Below are 21,364 nucleotides of genomic sequence, written 5' to 3' on the forward strand. Positions count from 1 at the left end.
TGAAACAGGGGTTAAAATTTTGCAGCCAAGCCAACCACTCAGCGGTTTAGCCAAACGATTAGTCAATGAAGGGGTGTGTTCAGCGGAAGTCGCGATGGATGCAGCCGTGCAATCCAGAGAAAGACAGCAGACTTTTATCTCCTATGTTATTGAACAACGACTTGTCAGTGCATACAGAGCAGCAGCAGCAGCCTCAGAAGAGTTTGGAATCCCTCTACTGGACCTTGATGCCCTCGATATGAGCAGCCTGCCTCAAGGGCTGATCAATGATAGTTTGATTACAAAACATCATGCCCTACCGCTACAAAAACGTGAGAACCGTTTATTTGTTGCAATATCCGATCCCACCAATATTCAAGCTCTGGACGAATTTAAATTTCAAAGCGGTATCACGACTGAAGCGGTTATTGTTGAAGAGGACAAACTAAGCAAAGCGATCGATTCTTTCCTGGATGATCAGGGGTCTGCTCTGGATGATCTCGAAGACAGTGATCTGGATAACCTTGAGATCGACGATGCGACACCGAAAGAGTCAGAAGAGGAATCTGCTGAGGATGCTGCAAATGACGCACCTATTGTAAGGTTTGTTAATAAAATATTGCTGGATTCAATCAAAAACGGCGCTTCCGATATTCACTTTGAACCTTACGAAAAAAGTTATCGCATCCGCAGCCGTATTGACGGTATCCTTCAAGAGATCGCGAAGCCGCCATCCAATCTGGCCTCAAGACTATCTGCACGTTTGAAGGTAATGTCCCAAATGGATATATCTGAACGGCGTGTGCCTCAGGATGGTCGCATCAAGATGAAGATATCCAAAAATCGGGCGATCGATTTCCGTGTAAATACCCTCCCAACCCTTTGGGGTGAAAAAATCGTACTGCGTATTCTGGATCCAAGCAGTGCAAAGATGGGGGTGGAAGCACTGGGTTTCACTGAACATCAAAAAGACCTCTACCTCAATACGCTTCACCGTCCCCAAGGAATGGTTTTAGTAACCGGACCTACCGGTAGTGGTAAAACGGTCAGTCTATATACTGGTCTCAATATCCTTAATACGGAAGAGCGTAACATTTCGACTGCCGAGGATCCGGTAGAGATCAATCTTGAAGGGATTAATCAGGTCCATGTCAACACCAAAGTTGGCCTCACCTTCGCTGAAGCACTTCGAGCCTTCCTTCGCCAGGACCCTGATGTAGTCATGGTGGGTGAGATTCGTGATCTGGAAACAGCAGAGATTGCCATTAAGGCGGCTCAAACGGGCCATATGGTGCTTTCAACGCTGCATACCAATAGTGCCCCAGAGACACTAACACGTTTACGTAACATGGGGGTTCCGGCGTTTAATATTGCAACATCGGTCAGCTTAATCATTGCCCAACGCTTAGCCCGAAGACTGTGTGAAAGCTGCAAGAAACCTCTTGCTCTTCCTGAAATAACCCTCAAAGAGGAAGGCTTTTCCGAGCAGCAGATTAAAGAGTTGAACTTACATGAAGCTAATTTTGATGGCTGCAACAAGTGCAACAGAGGCTATAAAGGTCGTGTAGGTATCTATGAGATGCTTCCAATGAGCAGCGAAGTCGCAGAAATCATTATGGAGAACGGCAATTCTCTGGATATACTAAGAGTAGCGGAACAGCAGGGTTTTATAAATCTGCGCCGCTCCGGATTAGCCAAAGTGGCTGAAGGCATTACCAGTCTAGATGAGATGAACCGAGTTATTAAAACCTGAGGAAGGGTAGCGCGTTATGGCCAAAGAAGCCAAACTGCAAACATTTGTATGGAAAGGCAAAGATAAGCAAGGCAACAGCAGCAAAGGTAAAGTTGACGCTGAAAGTCTTCAGTTAGCTAAGGCGCAGTTAAGAAAACAGGGTATTATTCCAGCAAAAGTTGCAAAAGATCGAGGCGCTGGCTTATTTAGCGATAAAAACAAACCGATCAAACCCGTTGATATTGCCTTTTTTACACGCCAGATGGCTACCATGCTTAAATCAGGCGTCCCCCTGCTACAAGCTTTAGAGATAACTGCCGGAGGCATAGAAAAGCAAAAACTAAAAGATATTGTTTACACCATTAAGAATGATATTAATAGCGGACTAGATTTTTCTACAGCTCTAACTAAATATCCCGATCACTTTGATGACTTATATTGCAACCTAGTAAATGCTGGCGAGCAATCTGGTGCGCTAGAACAGATGCTCGACAGAATTGCCACCTATAAAGAAAAGCTCGAATCTCTTAAAGCTAAAATCAAAAAGGCCTTAACTTACCCTTCAGCTGTAATAGTTGTAGGGATTGTCGTGTCAGCAATCCTTCTAGTTAAAGTCGTACCTCAATTTGAGTCAGTATTCAGCAGTTTTGGCGCTGATCTTCCTGCTTTTACTCAGTTTGTTATTGGATTATCTGAGACCGCACAAGAATGGTGGTGGGTTGTATTAATTACAGCAGTGTTGGGGGGATTTCTTTTCAAAAAAGCAATGGCCCGCTCTCAAAAGTTTAGCGACAATGTTGACAAGGCAATGCTAAAAATTCCAGTGATAGGCAAAATACTAGAGGAAGCCGCGGTTGCCCGCTTTGCTAGAACACTATCTACCACTTTTGCGGCTGGGGTTCCATTGGTAAATGCACTTGAATCAACAGCCGGTGCCTGTGGTAATGCTCTATACCGTGATGCAATACTCCAGATTAGAAACGGGGTTTCTACTGGACAATCACTTCAAAACGCAATCACCATGACAGGTATTTTTCCCAATATGACTGTTCAAATGGTAGCAATCGGCGAAGAAGCGGGCTCATTAGAAATGATGCTTGATAAAATAGCTGATTTCTATGAAGAACAAGTTGATAACGCTGTCGATAATCTTTCCAGCCTGCTAGAGCCCCTTATCATGGTAGTCCTCGGCGTTCTTGTTGGTGGACTAGTGATTGCGATGTACCTGCCAATCTTCCAGCTGGGTAATGTTGTTTAAGAATACCCTATATGAGCTATTTTGAATCGATCGAGTGGGCGCTCGCCTACTCGTTTTTAATTGCACTGTGTGTTGGCAGTTTCCTTAACGTCGTCATCCATCGACTTCCTATTATGATGGAAAAAGAGTGGGAAGCGATGTGTAACAACCAGGAAAGCACCCAATCAGAAAAGTTTAACCTTTCTTACCCCGCCTCCACCTGCCCTAAGTGCAATCATCGAATACGATGGTATGAGAATATTCCCCTCTTTAGCTATATTTTCCTAAGAGGGCGCTGCTCCGCGTGCAAAGTTCATATCCCGCTTCGTTACCCTTTTGTTGAACTGCTCTCAGCTCTGAGTGTTACGTTCTCAATCTATGTATTTGGCTTTAATGAGATAGGTCTGGCTGTCGCACTCCTGACCTGGGGTCTGATCTGCCTGATTTTCATCGATATAGATCACCAACTTCTTCCTGACAGTATTACCCTACCACTGCTCTGGCTCGGCATATTGGTAAATAATTTCAATTTTTTCACCACCCTTGAATCCGCTATCTACGGTGCCATGGCCGGCTACCTTAGCCTCTGGAGTGTTTATTGGATTTTTAAATTGATCACCGGAAAAGAGGGGATGGGATACGGTGACTTTAAACTACTGGCCGCACTAGGAGCTTGGGTTGGTTTATCTCAAATACCTCTCATTATCCTCCTGAGCTCGCTGGTAGGCGCTATATTCGGCATTGCGATGATTCTTTTACGTAATCATCAACACCAGACTCCAATCCCATTTGGTCCCTATCTAGCCATTGCAGGCTGGATTGCGCTTATCTGGGGTGAAAATATTACTCACACATACCTTCAATTTATTGGTTTATAGATGGCGTTCATTGTTGGAGTTACCGGTGGGATCGGGAGCGGCAAAAGCGTTGCAACTGACTACCTAGCGAAGCTGGGAATAGATATCATTGATGCAGACGTGGTTGCTCGGGAGGTGGTCGAACCGGGTGAGGCCGCTCTGGATAAAATAGCCTGCCATTTTGGCTCATCAATCATCACTTCTTCGGGATATTTAGACCGGGCAGAGCTTCGAAAGAAGATTTTCGCTTCTCCTGAAGAACGTAAATGGCTTGAATCACTCCTCCATCCAATTATTCGCCAGAGAATAATTGCACATTTAAATAGCTCGAGCAGCCCATACACTATTCTCGCTTCTCCTCTGCTGCTGGAGACTGACCAAAAAACATTGGTTGATCACATTGTTGTGATTGATGTACCTGTGTCACTTCAACTGGCTCGCGCTACTGCTCGCGACAATAACAATGAAGAGCAAATTAAAGCTATAATTGCAGCACAAATGCCTCGAGAGGAGCGACTAGCCAACGCAGATACGATTATCTGTAATGATTCAGATCTGGCCTCGCTTGAACAAAAACTCAAGCAACTACATAAAACGCTTATCAACGCTCTATAAAGGTATAGACCAGATGCCCGATACTAAAATCAAATGCCCTACTTGTGAACAGATGTCGCTCTGGGACAGTCGCAACAAGTTCCGCCCATTCTGCAGTGAACGCTGTAAGCTTATAGACTTGGGCGCTTGGGCAAATGAGGAATACACCATACCCGAATCAACATCTGCCAGTGACTTTAGTAGCTCAGAAAATGAAGATCAGATAGATCGGGACAGACCTTCTATTTCACCCATGCATTAATAGCAGCAATCCCCTGCGCACCAAAATTATGGGCACTCCCCAGATCATTCAGATGCACCCCCCCCAGCGCGTAAACCGGTACCGATGCCTCAGAAACAATCTCGGAGAAAAGCGACCAACCCAACACCTTCGCCCCTGGATGGGAGCGGGTTTCACAGACCGGTGACAAGGTCACAAAGTTAAGACCTACACCTACCGCCTCGTCTACCTCATACCGATCGTGTGTAGAAGCACTGAGCCAACGCCCAGAAAACTCTTCACGCGACGTCAATGATTTCAAGCGTTCAGCCGTAAGGTGGATCGCATCTAGACCGAGAAGATTACCAATATCGCAAGAGGTATTGACTGATAAGAACAACCCCTTATCCTCGCAAAAGCGCTGTACTGATCTGACTAGATTGATGGCTTTATTTTCAAGCTCTGACACATCACTTATCCCATTAAGCCTGAGCATAAGCGCATCAGCCCCCTGAAGGGCCACCCTCTCAATGTATGAGATCACTTTACTGTAATCAAGATTGAAAGGGGTCACAGCGATCTTTTGCGGCAAAAGACAAGCATCCAAAATAGGCTTGTTCGCAGCCGGAAAACGGTAATTCTCCAGAGATTGCGGATCCACCCAAGAGATAGGCTGCCCCTCACGCCCCCAGGCTTGCCCCCTGAAGGCGGTCACCTCAAAGACATCAAGAAGTACTGATTTATCAGGGTAGTGATAAGGTATCTGAATCAGTGGCCTGCATGCAGACACACAGATCCCCAGCTCCTCATGTAACTCACGCTGAAGGGCTACAGTAACCGGCTCTCCCGCCTCAACTTTGCCACCGGGGAATTCCCACAGTCCCCCTTGATGCTGCTCTTTAGAACGCCGAGCGATCAGAATCTGGTTATCTGCATTTCGGATAACCGCAGCTGCTACATGTACAATGCTACCAGCCATCAACTACGATAATCGGCATTGATACTGACATAGTCATGTGACAGATCGGTCGTCCAGACTGTTTCTGTCACATCCCCACGATTAAGTACGACACGAATCAGAATCTCCTCCTGATCCATTACCGCCTGACCCGCGTCCTCAGTATAGGAAGAAGCACGCCCCCCCTGACTGACGATGCACACATCACCCAGATAGATTTCTAAGCTATTCAAATCCAGATCTTCAATACCTGCGCGGCCTACCACTGCAAGGATCCGCCCCCAGTTAGGATCGGAAGCAAACAGAGCAGTTTTAACCAGCGGAGAATGAGCGATATCAAATGCAGTATCCAACGCTTCTTTCTGTGTCGCTGCAGATTCAACTTTCACAGTTACAAATTTGGTCGCACCCTCACCATCTCGAACGATTGCATGAGCAAGGCTTTGCATAAGCTGTTTTAGCGCGCCTGCAAACAGACTAAGCAACTCTTCATTACCTGCTGAAACTTCTACCCCTGATCGCCCTGTTGCCACTAACATACAGGAGTCGTTGGTAGAGGTATCGCTATCTACTGTAATGCGATTAAACGAGCAATCAGTTGCTTCAACCAACAACGATTGCAATAGCTCAGGTTCAACCTGTGCATCCGTAGCAACGTAACCCAGCATGGTTGCCATATTTGGTTTAATCATGCCCGAGCCTTTCGAAATACCGGTCAAGGTTACACACTGCCCCTGATACTCAAACTGAATCGAATCTCCTTTAATACGTGTATCAGTTGTGAGAATTCCTTCAGCCGCCGCCTGCCATCCATCTTCAGACAGGTTTTCAAAAGCAATGGGCATGGCTGCAACCAGTTTTTCTACCGGTAGTTTTTCACCAATGACACCGGTCGAAAATGGCAAAACCGTCTGCAACGGCATATCAGATAGATCCGCTACCCTCTGACAGGTTTTGAGAGCATCCTGATAACCCTCTTCACCGGTACCTGCGTTAGCATTGCCGGTATTAACGACCAGATATCTGGCAGACGCTACCGCAAGATGTTGCTTACAGATCTGAACCGGTGCCGCACAAAAAGCATTCTGTGTAAAAACACCTGCAACTGATGCACCTTCACACAACTCCATCAGCACCAGATCCTTCCTGCCGGGTGTTTTCACCCCAGCAGAGGTAGTACCTAATCTAAACCCAGCGACTGGGAGCATTACTTCTGGAAACGTTGCCGGACCTACCGCCATAACTTCTCTCCTAAGGCACAAAAAGCAGCCCTATGGCTGCTTTCTGTTTTTTCTTTATTACATCAGCAGCTTAAGACAGCTTACCGTGACACTGTTTGTATTTTTTACCTGAACCACAGGGACAAGGCTCATTTCGCCCCACCTTTCGCTCTTCACGAACAAAGGTTTCAGGCTGCTGAGCTTCATCTTCCTCGGGTTCTTTTGCCATTGCAGAGCTCTGGTCATGCTTGAAGTCCATCTTCTGGCGTTCTGCCTGCTCACGTCTCTGCTGCTCCATCGCCTCGACGTCTTCTGGCTGCTGAACCTGCACATGACACAAGATACGAATAACATCCCTTTTGATATTTTCAAGAAGATCCTGGAACAGGTGGAACGACTCTCGCTTATACTCCTGCTTAGGATTCTTCTGTGCATAGCCACGCAGATGGATACCCTGACGCAGATGATCCATTGTTTGTAGATGCTCTTTCCATAAGGTATCAAGCACCTGCAACATCACCTGTTTTTCAAAATTACGCATGGTCGATTCACCAACCTGCGTTTCTTTCTGCTTGTAGACCTCTAAGATAGTATCCTGAATTTTCTGATGCAGGGTCTCTTCGTGCAAACTATCATCTTCATCCAGCCATTGCTGAACAGGGACCTTAACTGCAAAATCATTCTCAATCGCCTTTTCAAGGCCGGGAATATCCCACTGCTCTTCCAAACTCTGAGGAGGCACAAACTCACTGAATTTATTAGCGATAACCTCTTCACGCACAGAATCAATCGTTTCTGAGATATCATCGGTTGCCATCAGATCATTACGCTGTTCGTAGATAACCGTACGCTGATCATTCGCGACATCATCATATTCAAGCAGCGCCTTACGAATATCGAAGTTACGCCCTTCCACTTTACGTTGTGCTTTCTCGATCGCGTTACTTACCATTTTGTGTTCAATCGCTTCACCACGCTCCATCCCAAGAGCTTGCATCAATTGACGCACACGATCAGAAGCAAAAATTCGCATCAAATCATCTTCCAGAGAGAGGAAGAAACGAGAAGATCCAGGATCACCCTGACGACCCGCACGCCCCCTCAACTGATTATCAATACGGCGTGATTCGTGTCTCTCAGTACCTACAATATGCAGACCACCATTATCCAGCACCTGTTGATGGCGCTCTTCCCACTCTGCCGTCAGTTCAGCAACCTGCTGCTCTGTAGGATTATTCAGCTCTGCAATTTCCGCTTCCAGCTTACCGCCCAGAACGATATCGGTACCACGACCTGCCATATTCGTTGCAATGGTGACAGCCCCTGGACGACCCGCCTGAGCAATAATCGAAGCTTCACGACCATGATTTTTCGCGTTAAGGACATTATGAGTAATCTTCTCTTTCTTCAGCAAAGAGGAGATGAGCTCTGAAGATTCAATCGATGCTGTACCGACAAGCACTGGACGTTTTGCTTCCTGGCAAGCACGAATCTCTTTGACGATCGCTTCATACTTTTCTTCAACCGTCAGGTACACCAGATCATTTTCATCTTTACGAGCAATCGACTTATTTGTCGGAATAACAACAACATCTAATCCATAAATCTGACGCAACTCAAAGGCTTCTGTATCCGCGGTACCGGTCATACCTGACAGCTTCTGATACAGACGGAAGTAATTCTGAAAGGTCGTAGAAGCGAATGTCTGGCTCTCATTTTGAACAGAGACGCCCTCTTTAGCTTCCACCGCCTGATGCAGCCCTTCAGACCAACGACGGCCCTGCATAATACGACCGGTGTGCTCGTCGACGATCACCACCTCATTATTCTGAACGATATAGTCTACGTCGCGTTGATACAGGTTATGAGCACGCAAACCCGCCAGGACATGGTGTAACAGATTAAGATTCTGAGGGGCGTAGAGACTCTCGCCCTCACTTAGCAACCCCTCTTTAGTTAGCAGCTCTTCAACGGCAGCATGCCCCGCTTCAGTCAGCTCCACGGTGCGATTCTTTTCATCAACAGCAAAATGCTCATTGATCTCCTGAGATTCATCCTGAGGATCGATCTCACCGTCAAATTTTGTCAGCTGAGGAATAAGTTTATTAATGGTGATGTATTGCTGAGAACTATCTTCTGCGGGGCCAGAAATAATTAACGGAGTACGTGCTTCATCAATGAGGATCGAGTCCACCTCATCCACAACCGCAAAGTTAAACCCACGCTGAACTTTCTCAGCGGTACTGAAAGCCATATTGTCACGCAGATAATCGAAACCAAACTCATTGTTGGTTCCGTAGGTAATATCTGCTGCATAGGCTGCACGTTTAGTTTCCGGATCCTGCCCTGACAGGGCAACACCTACTGAGAGCCCCAGAGCTTCATAGAGTGGACGCATCCACTCGGCATCACGACTGGCAAGATAATCATTCACCGTCACAACATGGACACCATCGCCAGGAAGGGCGTTCAGGTATACAGCCAGAGTCGCAACCAGTGTTTTACCCTCACCCGTACGCATCTCAGCTACTTTGCCGTCATTCAGGGTCATGCCACCGATCAACTGTACATCAAAGTGGCGCATGCCCATCACTCGCTTGGACGCTTCACGTACCACAGCAAACGCCTCAGGAAGCAATTGTTCTAAAGGTGCCCCCTCATCCAAACGCTGACGAAACTCAACTGTCTTAGCCTTGAGCTCCTCATCTGTTAGTTTTTCCAGATCGACTTCCAACGCATTGATCGCTTTAACGATCTTTCCCATACGTTTTAATTCACGATCATTTTTACTACCAAAAACTTTCTTAAACAGTCCTGTCAGCATATCTCGACTTATACCCGTGAAGTCTAAAATCTTTAGTCCGTTTAGATTAACGGAGGCAAATTAACTCAGCATTCTACCTTTATTGGGGGCAGAAAATGAATCTAAAAGGGCAAATAAAAAAAACCTTACAAAAAACATCCAAAACCACTTCATCAGGCAAAAAAAAACCGAGCAGATCAGCTCGGTTTTCTTTGAAAGAAGGTTTGGTATCAGACAGCTAAAACTGGCTTCTGATAGGAGATAGGCGCACCCTCTTCATTATCTTCGAAAGTCACTACTTCCCAAGCTTCTTCGTTTGCTAACAGCTCACGCAACAGGCGATTATTGAGATAGTGACCAGATTTGTCTCCGTAAAACTCACCAATCAGGCTTTTACCCAGAAGATAAAGGTCACCGACCGCATCCAGAACCTTATGCTTCACAAACTCATCATCATAGCGAAGACCATCTTCATTCAGGATTCGATAGTCATCCACAACAATAGCATTATCAAAACTACCGCCCAGAGCAAGATTCTGTGAACGCAGGTATTCGTAATCACTCATAAAACCAAAGGTACGTGCACGACTCACCTCTTTCACAAATGAGGTGCTTGAGAAATCCAGACAGGATTCCATTTTGCGGCCTTCAAATGCAGGGTGATCAAAATCGATTTTAAAGCCAACCTTAAATCCATCAAAAGGCTTAAACGTTGCAGACTTACCATCCGCTTCAACAGTGACCTCTTTCTTGATACGGATAAACTCTTTTGGCGCATCCTGCTCTTCCAATCCGGCAGATTGAATCAGAAAAACAAACGGCGCAGCACTACCATCCATAATTGGCACTTCTTCAGCGCTGAGCTCAACAAACGCATTGTCGATACCCAAGCCAGCCATTGCAGAAAGCAGATGCTCTACCGTTGCTATGCGCGCACCATCTTTGGCAAGATTGGTCGACAGCGTAGTATCAGCAACATTGTGCGCGTGCGCCTGAATCTCGACCACAGGGTCAAGATCGACACGACGGAAAACGATACCTGTATTTACAGGGGCAGGTTTCAGTGTCAGATACACCTTCTGACCTGTATGTAAACCGATGCCTGTTGCTTTAATACTGTTCTTAAGAGTTCTTTGCTTAATCATGCTTTCTGCCAAAAAATTTAAAGTGGGCCACACTAGCGCGCGATATTAACAAAGAAATTACCTTTTAGAAAGGTAAATCCCTTTAGTCCGCCTGCTTTCTAAGGAACGTAGGTATATCAAGATAGGCTGATTCCCCCTCAGTTCCGGTCTGCTGCAAGAGATCATCCTGCGCTTTTGCAGGCCCCTCTAATGCCTCATTTTTTTTCCTACGCAACACCGTTGGCAGATCAATCTGCTCTAGATTCAAGGTGCCGTCGTTTTTCTTGACTCCCTCAGCAACTGGCCGGATATTTTCCTGCGGCTTATCTAAACCTGTCGCAACAACAGTAACCTTGATCTCATCTGACATCTCCGGTTCGATCACTGTCCCAATAACAATCGTCGCATTTTCAGATGCATACTCCTCGATCTGATTACCTACTTCGGTAAACTCTCCGAGGCTGAGATCCATGCCTGCAGTAATGTTGACCAGAATACCGCTTGCACCACGAAGATCGACATTATCCAGCAGTGGACTCTTAATCGCCTTTTCAGCCGCTTCTGCTGCTCGGTCCTCCCCTCGCGCGCCTCCTGTACCCATCATAGCCATGCCCATCTCAGACATAACCGTACGCACATCGGCAAAATCCACATTGATCATTCCCGGGCGTGTAATCAGGTCAGAAATGCCCTGAACTGCCCCTTTCAGCACATCATTTGCTGACTGAAAGGCATTAAGTAAAGAGCAGTTCCGCCCCAACACTTGCATCAGCTTTTCATTAGGGATAATGATCAGTGAGTCAACGCTCTCTCTCAGCTCCTTGATACCTTCAATCGCGATGCTCATTCGCTTTCTGCCCTCAAAAGGAAACGGCTTAGTGACAACAGCCACTGTTAGAATCCCCATGCTCTTGGCCACTTCAGCTACGATCGGTGCAGCACCGGTACCGGTACCCCCTCCCATGCCAGCGGTTATGAATACCATATCCGCACCCTGAAGCAGTTCAGCGATACGGTCACGATCTTCCATAGCTGCCTGACGGCCAACTTCTGGGTTCGCGCCGGCTCCCAAACCTTTAGTCAGCGTATTCCCCAACTGTATGACTGTCTGGGAAGACATGGATGAAAGTGCCTGTGCATCAGTATTCGCACAAACAAATTCCACACCTTCAAGATCACCACTCTCCATGTGTTTTACAGCGTTACCGCCTCCACCGCCAACACCTATGACTTTAATAACGGCATTTTGCGGAACGCTATCTAACAGTTCAAACATTGTTAGCTCCTCTAATGCTCTGCCAAGCATTATTCCCTAATAGGCGATCAGGTATCTCTGATCGCATAAACTCAATATATTTCATTTGGATTCAGAAATTACTCTGAAACCATGATTTCATCTTTTCTAATACGCTCAGATGAGGTCGAGAAACGGTTTCAACCTCAGCGGTATTTTCGCTGGCTCTCACATGATCCTGCCGGGCATACTGCAACAACCCCATACCGGTGGCATAAATTGGACTGGACAGAATATCCTCCATACCTCTTACCCCATGCGGAGTAGCCAGCCTGACCGGCATATGAAAGATCTCCTCAGCAAGCTCAATGGCACCTTCCATTTTGGAGGTCCCACCCGTCAGAACGATGCCTGCGGCCACCAGATCCTCAAAACCACTACGACGTAGTTCAGCCTGAATTAGGTTGAACAGTTCCTCATAACGCGGCTCAACAACTTCCGCCAGCGCCTGCCTGGACAGATCTCGTGCAGGTCGATCACCCACTCCCGGGACCTTCACTGTCTCATTACCAGCAGCCAACTGCGCCAATGCACAGGCGTATTTCACTTTTATCTCTTCAGCATGCTGAGTCGGTGTTCGCAACGCCATGGCAATATCATTTGTTACCTGATCACCTGCGATAGGGATAACAGCGGTATGGCGAATAGCTCCCCCGGTAAAGATTGAAATATCAGAGGTCCCCCCTCCAATATCAACCATGCAGATACCGAGCTCTTTCTCATCCTCAGTCAAAACAGAGTAACTGGATGCAAGCTGTTCCAAGACCAGATTATCAACTTCCAACCCACACTTACGGACACACTTTTCAATATTCTGTGCCGCATTTACTGATCCGGTTACCAGATGCACTTTTGCTTCCAGCCGGACGCCTGACATACCCAACGGCTCTTTAATCCCTTCAGAACTGTCAATCTCGTACTCCTGCGGAAGTATGTGCAGGATTTTCTGATCCGCCGGAATAGCCACCGCACGAGCAGCATCGATCACCCTTTCAAGATCGTACTCGGTAACCTCTCGATCCCTGACAGCAACAATCCCATGTGAATTAAGGCTACTGATATGGCTACCGGCAATACCCACGGTCACTGAGTGAATTTTACAGCCCGCCATCAGTTCAGCTTCTTCAACAGCACGCTGAATAGAGCTCACTGTTGACTCGATATTGACCACAACCCCTTTTTTAAGTCCCCGTGAGGGGTGCGAACCAATACCGATAATTTCGATGGTGCCATCGATATCGATCTCTCCTACCAGGCAAAGGACCTTGGAGGTGCCAATATCCAGCGCAACAACCATATTGTTATCCATCGAAGCACTCATTATGTTTTATCCTGCATTTTCATCATCGGTTTTTTCACGCCATTTAACCGCTACCCCATGGGTGTAGCGAATATCTATCTGCTCTATCTCATCCGCTCTCTGAGAGAGCTTTGACTGGTACAACACCAAAAAACGTTGTAAACGCTGATTAACCGACTCACGTCCAACAATCAGCCTGATATTATTGTCCAACACAATCTGCCAAGCGCCCCGAGGTTCAAGATCAAGGCTCACAACACTCAATCCTGCCGGCCGAAACATCTGATTAAGGTCATGAAATTGTGACATAACCCGTTCAGTATCCGGTGACGGCCCACTTAAACGAGGCAGCGTCCTATATTCATCTTTCAATTCCGGCCAGAAAATATCACCCTGATGGTTAAGTAAACCTCGCTCGCCCCAACGGGCAACCGGTACCTCTTCCTCTATCATCACCCTTAACTTTGCTGGCCAATCTCGCTTGATTGCAGACACCCTTACCCAGGGATGTTCGCTTACTAGCTGCTGAATTGAAGCAATATCAACATCCAACAGTTCATCATCTAAGCCTGCGGCTATATCTGCAGCAAGGGCGCGCTTATCCAGATGCTGAGTTGTACCAACCACCTCAATTTCAGATACCGGACGATCCAACCATCGCCAGAGATGATCCCCTAAGCTCCATAGCACCCCAATAAAAATCAGAAGCGCAGAGAAGGTCCAAAATGGCTGCCACCAGCGGTCTGACTCCAGAGCATTCGATCGCTCTTCAGATTCACTAGCTACTTCTCTTCTATCACGACTAGCACCTCTGGGCTTTACCGCCGCTTCCTCATCAGAGAGGTCAGTTTCCTGCGTAAAGCTAAAGAGCTTCATCTCAACACGCCGATCTCAATATCTCTACAACCAACTGATCAAAGCCTATGCCTTGCTCCTTGGCAGCCATAGGCACTAAGCTGTGATCAGTCATTCCCGGTGCCGTATTGACCTCAAGCAACTGGAAATTACCCTCACTGTCCTGCATCACATCAACTCGACCCCAGCCGTCACACCCAACAGCTGAAAATGCCTGTTCTGCAAGTTTCTTGAGCTGCTGCTCCTGTTCAGACGTCAGACCATGATCAAAACGGTACTGTGTATCATTAGCGAGATATTTAGCATCAAAATCATAAAATTCATGGTTGGTCACAAGCTGAATAGGCGGTAGCGCTTCCCCCCCTAAGATCGCAACGGTGTACTCATCTCCACTCATCCAACTCTCAGCAATAACGCTACGGTCAAAAGATTCAGCGGTCTCTAATGCATGTTTTAGAGCCGCTAAGCTATCCACCTTACTCATGCCAATACTTGAACCCTCATGTGCAGGCTTAACAATCAGCGGAAAACCCAAACTATCCACTGTCTCCTGCAGGTTCTGTTCAGCACTACAAACAGCAAAATTGGGAGTTGGTAGACCCGCGCCAATCCAAAGCTGTTTCGTCCTCAATTTATCCATACCTATTGCAGAGGCGGAAACGCCACTCCCTGTATAGGGTTTACCCATCAGATCAAGCGCACCCTGTAACGTGCCATCCTCACCAATAGGCCCATGCAATATTAAAAATGCACGATCAAACTCTTCAGCCTGCAGCTGCTGCAGAGGCAAACTATCCCCCTGCTCTCCATAGAGATCAATTCCAAACGCATCCACCCCTGCACGGAGCAGACCAGCCAATACCTCTGCACCACTTTTCAATGAGACAGGTCGCTCAGCAGAATTCCCCCCAAAGATCACGGCAACTCTGCCAAACTCAGCTTTCAACTTCTCATCAATCTGAAAGCCCATTACTCGCTCTCCTCAACCAACGACAGTTGCTTTAATTGGTGTGCCAACGCTGTGATATCACCTGCCCCTTGTGTTAAAAGCAGATCTTCAGGCTCAAGAATCCCCTTTAACACATCAGCAACTGTTTCCTTGTCACTGACAAACACGGGATCGAGCTTTCCTCTGAGCCGTATGCTGCGACACAAACTCCGGCTATCAGCCCCGGCAATCGGCTCTTCACCGGCTGGGTAGACCTCTAAGAGAATCAAAACATCCACTTCGGCCAGCACTTCCACAAAGTCTTCATAAAGATCACGCGTACGGCTATATCGATGAGGCTGATAGATCATAACCAGACGCTTTTCTGGCCAGCCCTCACGAATCGCTTTGACTACCGCGTTAACCTCTCGCGGGTGGTGACCATAATCATCCACCAGCATTGCATCCCCACCTTGCACAGGGATATCACCCAGGACCTGGAACCTACGCCCAACTCCCTCGAATTTTTCAAGGGCACTGCAGATCGCCTCATCAGAGATACCCTCATCCGTTGCAACTGCAATGGTTGCTAATGCATTGAGCATATTGTGATGACCCGGCATATTCAGGGATACCTCAAGATCTTCGTGAGCATCTGGCCGCTTCACAGTAAATCGGGTGCACATCCCCTCCTGACGAATATTCTCGGCACGGTAATCCGCGTCTTCAGAAACCCCATATGTCAACATAGGGCGACTGACTTCGGGCATGATCTCGCAAACAACCTGATCGTCCACACACATAACCGCCAAGCCATAAAATGGCAGGTTATGCAGAAACTCAATAAAGGTTTTTTTCAGGCGCGAGAAATCATTCTCATAGGTCTCCATATGGTCTGCATCTATATTGGTTACAATCGCAACCATCGGCTGTAGATGCAAAAAAGAGGCGTCGCTTTCGTCGGCTTCAGCTACAAGGTAACGACTGGTCCCCATCTTCGCATTGGTACCAGCACTATTGAGCCGTCCCCCTATAACAAACGTTGGGTCCAGTTGACCTTCTGCAAAAATTGAAGCCAACAGGCTCGTGGTTGTGGTCTTGCCGTGCGTACCCGCAACCGCAATACCATGACGGTACCGCATTAATTCTGCGAGCATCTCTGCCCTACGTACAATCGGTACACGCCTACTACGCGCGGCTTTAACTTCAGGGTTTTCTTCGTTCACAGCAGTCGACACAACGACCACATCGACACCTTCAATGTTTGTTTCATCATGCCCAATGAAGATACTCATCCCAAGTCCCTCAAGGCGATGCGTTGTTGCAGACGCTTTGATATCTGAACCTGAAATCTGATAACCCTGATTCAGAAGCACTTCGGCAATGCCACACATACCCACACCACCGATACCGATAAAATGAATACGACCGATTCGGCGCATTTCTGGAATTTCAAATCGGGTAAAAGCATTCTGCTGTTTCATTATTTAATCGCCTCAAGGCAAGCTTTCGCCACAATGTCACCTGCATCAGGTTTACCAAGTGATAGTGCTTTCTTTGCCATCTCAATCAGCGTCTCACGCCGATTCAATTGTTCGGTTAATAAACGGTTCAATTCCGTCTTACTGAGTTCAGACTGCTGGATCAAAACAGCTGCCCCCTGGTCTGCAAGGTAAGCAGCATTTTTAGTCTGATGATCATCTACTGCAAAGGGGAAGGGCACCAAAACAGAAGCGACTCCTGCAATACTCAGCTCACTCACCGTCAGCGCTCCCGCCCTGCACAGCACGACATCTGCCCATGCATAGGCCTCATCCATCGCTTCAATGAAGGGAACAACCTTACACCCTTCAACTCCAACGCTTCGATAGCGCTCTAATGTTTTTTCAATATTTCGCTTACCGGTTTGATGCCACACTTCAGGTCGTTGCGTTTCAGGAATCTCAGCCAGGACTTCCGGTAGCAGGTCATTGATTGCTTGAGCACCCAAGCTGCCACCCACTACTAATAACCTTATTGGACCGTCTCTAAGATCCATCCGCTCTTCCGGGGAGCGCATCTGTAAAATACTTCCGCGCACCGGGTTTCCAACGGACCGGGTTTTTAATTTCGTATCGAAAGCGCCTGAAAAAGCTTCCAAGACCTGCTTTGCCAGCTTGGACAAGGCTTTATTAGTCATTCCCGCCACTGCATTTTGCTCATGGATGATCAACGGTATACCCAATAACCATGCGGCCAGACCTCCCGGACCAGATGCAAAACCACCCATTCCAAGAACGACATCCGGCTTAACTTTGCGTACGACGCTTAAAGCTTGCCACAATGCCAAAATCAGTTTAAATGGCGCTAGCAGAAGACTTAACTTCCCTTGTCCACGCAGCCCTTTTACATCGATAGAGTGCAATTTAATCCCTGCTGCCGGAATCAATTCAGCCTCAATCCCGTGTCTGGAACCCAACCACTCAACATGTACGCCCTGCTCTTTTAATTTCTCTGCGGTCGCCAAAGCAGGAAACACATGCCCTCCAGTTCCCCCCGCCATAACCAAGGCTACTTTATTTTTATATCTGCTCATTCGGCCTTATCCCCATGCTTTTCAGAAGCGGATTTTTTCCGGACCGATAATTGAGTTTTAAGCTCATAATCTACTCGCAATACAACAGCCAGCATTACACAACTAACCAATAAACTACTGCCTCCGTAGCTCACTAACGGCAGGGTTAACCCTTTGGTTGGTAAAGCCCCTACATTTACACCAATATTAATAAGTGCCTGGCCCGCAAAGATAATTGCAAAGCCATAACAGACATAAGCGTTAAAAAATGACTTCACTTTCTCAGCACGGCGACCTACACGGAAAATATTTACAACCAAAACCGCATAGATAATTATCAACATCGCTGCGCCAATAAAACCAAGCTCTTCAGCAAGAACAGAGAACACAAAATCCGTATGCGCTTCAGGTAGATAAAAGAGCTTCTGTACACTATTGCCCAACCCTGTACCAAACCACTCGCCACGACCAAACGCAATCTGCGCCTGAGAAAGCTGATAGCCAGTCCCAAAAGGATCTGACCACGGATCAAGGAAGCTTTGTAATCGTGCAACCCGGTAGGGTTGTAATCCCACGACGGCAACCAAAAGAGCGATGACACCACTGATAACCATCAGGAATTGAGAAAATCGCATCCCTCCCAGAAAAATCATCCCCATCACGGTCCCCATTAGCACAACCAACGCGCCAAAATCGGGTTCGAAATAGAGCAGGATACAAAAAATGCCTAATGGCAAAGTTGGTTTTGCGATCCCTTTCCAACTACTACGCACCTCATGCAAGCGTCGGACAAGGTATCCCCCCATATACATCACCATGCAAAATTTAGCGACCTCTGAGGCCTGCAGGTTAATGGGGCCAAGTGGCAACCAACGATTACTACCATTAACCCCTTTCCCGATACCTGGAACCAGCACTAGAATCAAAAGTAATCCTGCGGCTATCATCCACCAATGCCCCGTCCTCTCCCACAAGCCCATCGGGATATTCCAAACAACAACAGCACCGATAAGAGCAATAGCGATAAAAGCCGCTTGCCGGACAACGTAGAAATATGGTGTTCCATTATTTCTCATCGCCACATCAAGTGATGCGGAACTGATCATCACAAAACCGATTAATATCAGAGCAACTGCACTAGCTAACACCCAAGGATCAAACGGCAATATTCGCTCTTCAAGTTTTACAGGCGATGTGAAACGCCGAGGAATCAAACGTTCCAAACGTGCAGTTAATGACTCCAGGGTAAGCAATCCCATCAGAGAGACTCCACCGCTTGAACAAATGCTTCACCACGCGCCGGAAAACCACTGAACATATCAAAACTGGCACATGCTGGTGAGAGAAGAACAATATCTCCTGGGTGTGCCATACCGGTCGCTTCTATCACAGCCTGAGACATATCCTCTGCAAACACTTTATCTATTTCGCCACAACTGTCTGCAAGGCGTTGCCCATCAGTTCCTATAAAGACCAGGCCACGACCATACTTTGATAATGGCGCATCCAGCTCCCCAAATTCGGCGCCTTTACCTTCACCACCTGCAATCAGGACAATTTTGTTACTGCCGGTTAGTGTTTCTCCCAGCCCTTTTAATGCAGCCACTGTGGCACCTACATTGGTACCTTTGGAGTCATTGAAGTAGGTAACTGCGAACTTTTCAGCCACCCACTCACAACGATGCCGTAATCCAGTGAACGATTTCAACGCATCCAGCATCGCTTCCATCGGCAGACTAGCAGCACGCCCTAACGCCAACGCAGCAAGCGCATTTGCCACATTATGGCTGCCACGTAACCTCATAGCAGAAACCGGTAATAATTTCTTCAGACCAAAACTGAGCCAAACTTCTTCTGATTCAACGATTAGCCCAAAATCTTTCAGGTCAGGTTTCCCCAGATGAAAGCCAGTCTGCTCTACACCTTTAGGCATCAGAGGCATAGTCAGGCTGTCATCTTTGTTAACCACTACCCGTTTTGCGCCTCGGAAAATACGGTGTTTGGCCTTGTAATAGTCCTGCATCGAATCATAGCGATCCAGATGGTCCGGCGTCACATTCAGTACTACGGCTACCTCTGCACGCAGATCATTTGTTGTTTCAAGCTGGAAGCTGGATAGCTCCATTACATAGAGATCTTTCTCAGGTTGATCCAACATCTCAAGAACAGGGGTTCCTATATTGCCGCAAACCCCAACATCCAGCCCAGCCTTTGAGGCCATCTCGCCAACCAGCGTGGTAACCGTACTCTTCGCGTTCGATCCTGTGATAGCGATGATCGGAGCCGATACCTCTCTGCAGAATAGATCGATATCCCCACTTAATTTCACCCCTTCCGATACAGCTTTTTGAATGGCAGGTTCACTTTGAGCAACCCCAGGGCTCAAGATGATCTCGCTGGCAGAAGCAAGATATTCAGGATCGAAATCACCACAATGAAGCTCCACCGAAGGAAATTCAGCATTCAGCTCATCCGCTCCCGGCGGATGGTTACGGCTATCGACAACTGAAAAGCACACCCCCTTTCTCGCTAAAAACCGTGCACACGCCAATCCGGTTTTGCCTAAACCGACTACAATGGTAAATGTGTCACTGGCGATCAAACTCATGCCTTTCCCTTTTTTCTAGCGAATCTTGAGCGATGCTAAACCGATCAGCACCAAAACTACTGTAATAATCCAGAATCTGACTATAACCCGAGGCTCAGGCCAGCCTTTCAACTCAAAGTGGTGATGCAGAGGGGCCATTCTGAATATCCTTCGCCCCGTCAGTTTGAATGATGCAACCTGCAGGATCACCGAGACGGTTTCCGCTACAAAAACCCCACCCATGATGAACAAAACAAGCTCCTGGCGAACAATCACGGCGATCACACCTAGCGCGGCACCCAGTGATAGCGCTCCAACATCCCCCATAAATACCTGAGCGGGATATGTGTTAAACCATAGAAATCCCAGACCAGCTCCGACGATGGCGCCACAGAAAATGATCAACTCCCCTGAACCCGCCACATAGGGGATCAACAGGTAATCTGAAAATTTAATGTTCCCGGACAGGTATGCAAAAACACCTAAGGCGCCAGCCACTAGCACAGTAGGTAAAATAGCCAGACCATCAAGGCCATCCGTCAGATTGACTGCGTTGGAACTGCCGACAATGACAAAATAGGTAAAAACAATAAAAAAGATGCCCAATTCAATAGACACATTTTTCAAAAAAGGAATCAATAATGAAGTTTCAGCGGGCGTGGAAGCCATCAGATACAGAAGAACTGCAGCACCTAGCCCACCCACTGACTGCCACAGATATTTCCATTTAGCAGGCAAACCTCGGGGATTCTTCTCAACCACTTTACGGTAATCATCAACCCAGCCCACTGCGCCAAAAATCAGCGTAACGCCCAGTGTAATCCAGACGTAGCCATTCCGTAGATCACTCCAAAGCAATGTACTGATCGCTATAGCCACCAGAATCAACGCCCCGCCCATGGTAGGAGTACCCGCTTTACTTAGATGGGTTTGCGGGCCGTCATCACGAACAGCCTGACCGATCTGATTACTGCGAAGCTTATTGATCATATACGGACCAACCAGCAGTGAGATCAACAGTGCGGTCAACACCCCGAAGATCCCACGCAGCGTCAGATACTGAAATACTGCGAAGCCGCTGTAATACTCTGATAAAAATTCTGCTAACAGTGGTAGCATTGC

General features: G+C 47.3%; 18 protein-coding genes. 5 read left to right on the forward strand and 13 right to left on the reverse strand.

The window, feature by feature from the left end:
* The first annotated feature begins 19 nt into the window (after positions 1 to 19).
* Genes pilB through Q0882_RS03340 form a run of 5 tightly spaced genes read left to right on the forward strand, consistent with a single transcriptional unit; the run spans position 20 to position 4,661 of the window.
* The gene (pilB, locus tag Q0882_RS03320; RefSeq protein ID WP_299178006.1) at positions 20 to 1,732 is read left to right on the forward strand and encodes a type IV-A pilus assembly ATPase PilB; all 1,713 of its coding nucleotides are present in this window, start codon (positions 20 to 22) and stop codon (positions 1,730 to 1,732) included.
* A 16-nt stretch (positions 1,733 to 1,748) separates the two neighbouring features.
* Positions 1,749 to 2,969 (forward strand): type II secretion system F family protein, encoded by a 1,221-nt coding sequence (locus Q0882_RS03325; RefSeq protein WP_299178008.1) that lies wholly within the window; start codon positions 1,749 to 1,751, stop codon positions 2,967 to 2,969.
* A gap of 11 nt (positions 2,970 to 2,980) precedes the next feature.
* Positions 2,981 to 3,826 (forward strand): A24 family peptidase, encoded by an 846-nt coding sequence (locus tag Q0882_RS03330; protein WP_299178011.1) that lies wholly within the window; start codon positions 2,981 to 2,983, stop codon positions 3,824 to 3,826.
* The gene (gene coaE / locus Q0882_RS03335; protein WP_299178014.1) at positions 3,827 to 4,420 is read left to right on the forward strand and encodes a dephospho-CoA kinase; all 594 of its coding nucleotides are present in this window, start codon (positions 3,827 to 3,829) and stop codon (positions 4,418 to 4,420) included.
* Positions 4,421 to 4,433: 13 nt separating this feature from the next.
* On the forward strand, positions 4,434 to 4,661 hold the full coding sequence (locus Q0882_RS03340) for a DNA gyrase inhibitor YacG (RefSeq protein ID WP_299178017.1): 228 nt from the start codon (positions 4,434 to 4,436) through the stop codon (positions 4,659 to 4,661).
* Here Q0882_RS03340 and Q0882_RS03345 read toward each other — a convergent pair.
* From Q0882_RS03345 to mraY, 13 genes are all read right to left on the reverse strand, one after another.
* Positions 4,642 to 5,598 carry a Nudix family hydrolase gene (locus Q0882_RS03345; RefSeq protein WP_299178020.1) on the reverse strand — a complete coding sequence of 319 codons (957 nt, stop codon included), beginning with the start codon at positions 5,596 to 5,598 and terminating at the stop codon, positions 4,642 to 4,644. The genes Q0882_RS03340 and Q0882_RS03345 overlap by 20 nt on opposite strands.
* Positions 5,598 to 6,818, reverse strand: coding sequence for a bifunctional glutamate N-acetyltransferase/amino-acid acetyltransferase ArgJ (argJ, locus tag Q0882_RS03350; RefSeq protein WP_299178023.1), 1,221 nt, complete (start codon positions 6,816 to 6,818; stop codon positions 5,598 to 5,600). The genes Q0882_RS03345 and argJ overlap by 1 nt, the downstream gene beginning before the upstream one ends.
* Positions 6,819 to 6,888: 70 nt before the next feature.
* Positions 6,889 to 9,621: a preprotein translocase subunit SecA gene (gene secA, locus Q0882_RS03355; RefSeq protein ID WP_299178026.1), complete on the reverse strand. Its 2,733-nt coding sequence runs from the start codon at positions 9,619 to 9,621 to the stop codon at positions 6,889 to 6,891.
* A gap of 209 nt (positions 9,622 to 9,830) precedes the next feature.
* Entirely contained in the window at positions 9,831 to 10,745 is a 915-nt protein-coding gene (gene lpxC / locus Q0882_RS03360; RefSeq protein WP_299178029.1) for a UDP-3-O-acyl-N-acetylglucosamine deacetylase, read from the reverse strand.
* An 82-nt stretch (positions 10,746 to 10,827) separates the two neighbouring features.
* Positions 10,828 to 12,000, reverse strand: coding sequence for a cell division protein FtsZ (gene ftsZ, locus Q0882_RS03365; protein WP_299178032.1), 1,173 nt, complete (start codon positions 11,998 to 12,000; stop codon positions 10,828 to 10,830).
* A 91-nt stretch (positions 12,001 to 12,091) separates the two neighbouring features.
* Positions 12,092 to 13,339, reverse strand: a complete 1,248-nt coding sequence (gene ftsA / locus Q0882_RS03370; protein ID WP_299178072.1) for a cell division protein FtsA — start codon at positions 13,337 to 13,339, stop codon at positions 12,092 to 12,094.
* Between the two features lie 6 nt (positions 13,340 to 13,345).
* Positions 13,346 to 14,194 carry a cell division protein FtsQ/DivIB gene (locus tag Q0882_RS03375; RefSeq protein ID WP_299178075.1) on the reverse strand — a complete coding sequence of 283 codons (849 nt, stop codon included), beginning with the start codon at positions 14,192 to 14,194 and terminating at the stop codon, positions 13,346 to 13,348.
* Position 14,195: 1 nt separating this feature from the next.
* Positions 14,196 to 15,143: a D-alanine--D-alanine ligase gene (locus Q0882_RS03380; RefSeq protein WP_299178078.1), complete on the reverse strand. Its 948-nt coding sequence runs from the start codon at positions 15,141 to 15,143 to the stop codon at positions 14,196 to 14,198.
* Entirely contained in the window at positions 15,143 to 16,585 is a 1,443-nt protein-coding gene (gene murC, locus Q0882_RS03385) for a UDP-N-acetylmuramate--L-alanine ligase (RefSeq protein WP_299178081.1), read from the reverse strand. The genes Q0882_RS03380 and murC overlap by 1 nt, the downstream gene beginning before the upstream one ends.
* A complete protein-coding gene (murG, locus tag Q0882_RS03390) occupies positions 16,585 to 17,676 on the reverse strand; it encodes an undecaprenyldiphospho-muramoylpentapeptide beta-N-acetylglucosaminyltransferase (RefSeq protein WP_299178084.1) in 1,092 nt (363 codons plus the stop codon). The genes murC and murG overlap by 1 nt, the downstream gene beginning before the upstream one ends.
* Positions 17,673 to 18,914 carry a putative lipid II flippase FtsW gene (gene ftsW / locus Q0882_RS03395; protein ID WP_299178086.1) on the reverse strand — a complete coding sequence of 414 codons (1,242 nt, stop codon included), beginning with the start codon at positions 18,912 to 18,914 and terminating at the stop codon, positions 17,673 to 17,675. Before ftsW ends, murG begins: the two co-directional genes overlap by 4 nt.
* A complete protein-coding gene (gene murD / locus Q0882_RS03400) occupies positions 18,914 to 20,263 on the reverse strand; it encodes a UDP-N-acetylmuramoyl-L-alanine--D-glutamate ligase (protein WP_299178088.1) in 1,350 nt (449 codons plus the stop codon). Before murD ends, ftsW begins: the two co-directional genes overlap by 1 nt.
* Before the next feature lie 15 nt (positions 20,264 to 20,278).
* Positions 20,279 to 21,361, reverse strand: coding sequence for a phospho-N-acetylmuramoyl-pentapeptide-transferase (gene mraY, locus Q0882_RS03405; RefSeq protein WP_299178090.1), 1,083 nt, complete (start codon positions 21,359 to 21,361; stop codon positions 20,279 to 20,281).
* Positions 21,362 to 21,364: the final 3 nt, after the last annotated feature.

It is taken from the genome of uncultured Neptuniibacter sp. (genome assembly GCF_947498015.1).
Lineage (GTDB): Bacteria > Pseudomonadota > Gammaproteobacteria > Pseudomonadales > Balneatricaceae > Neptuniibacter.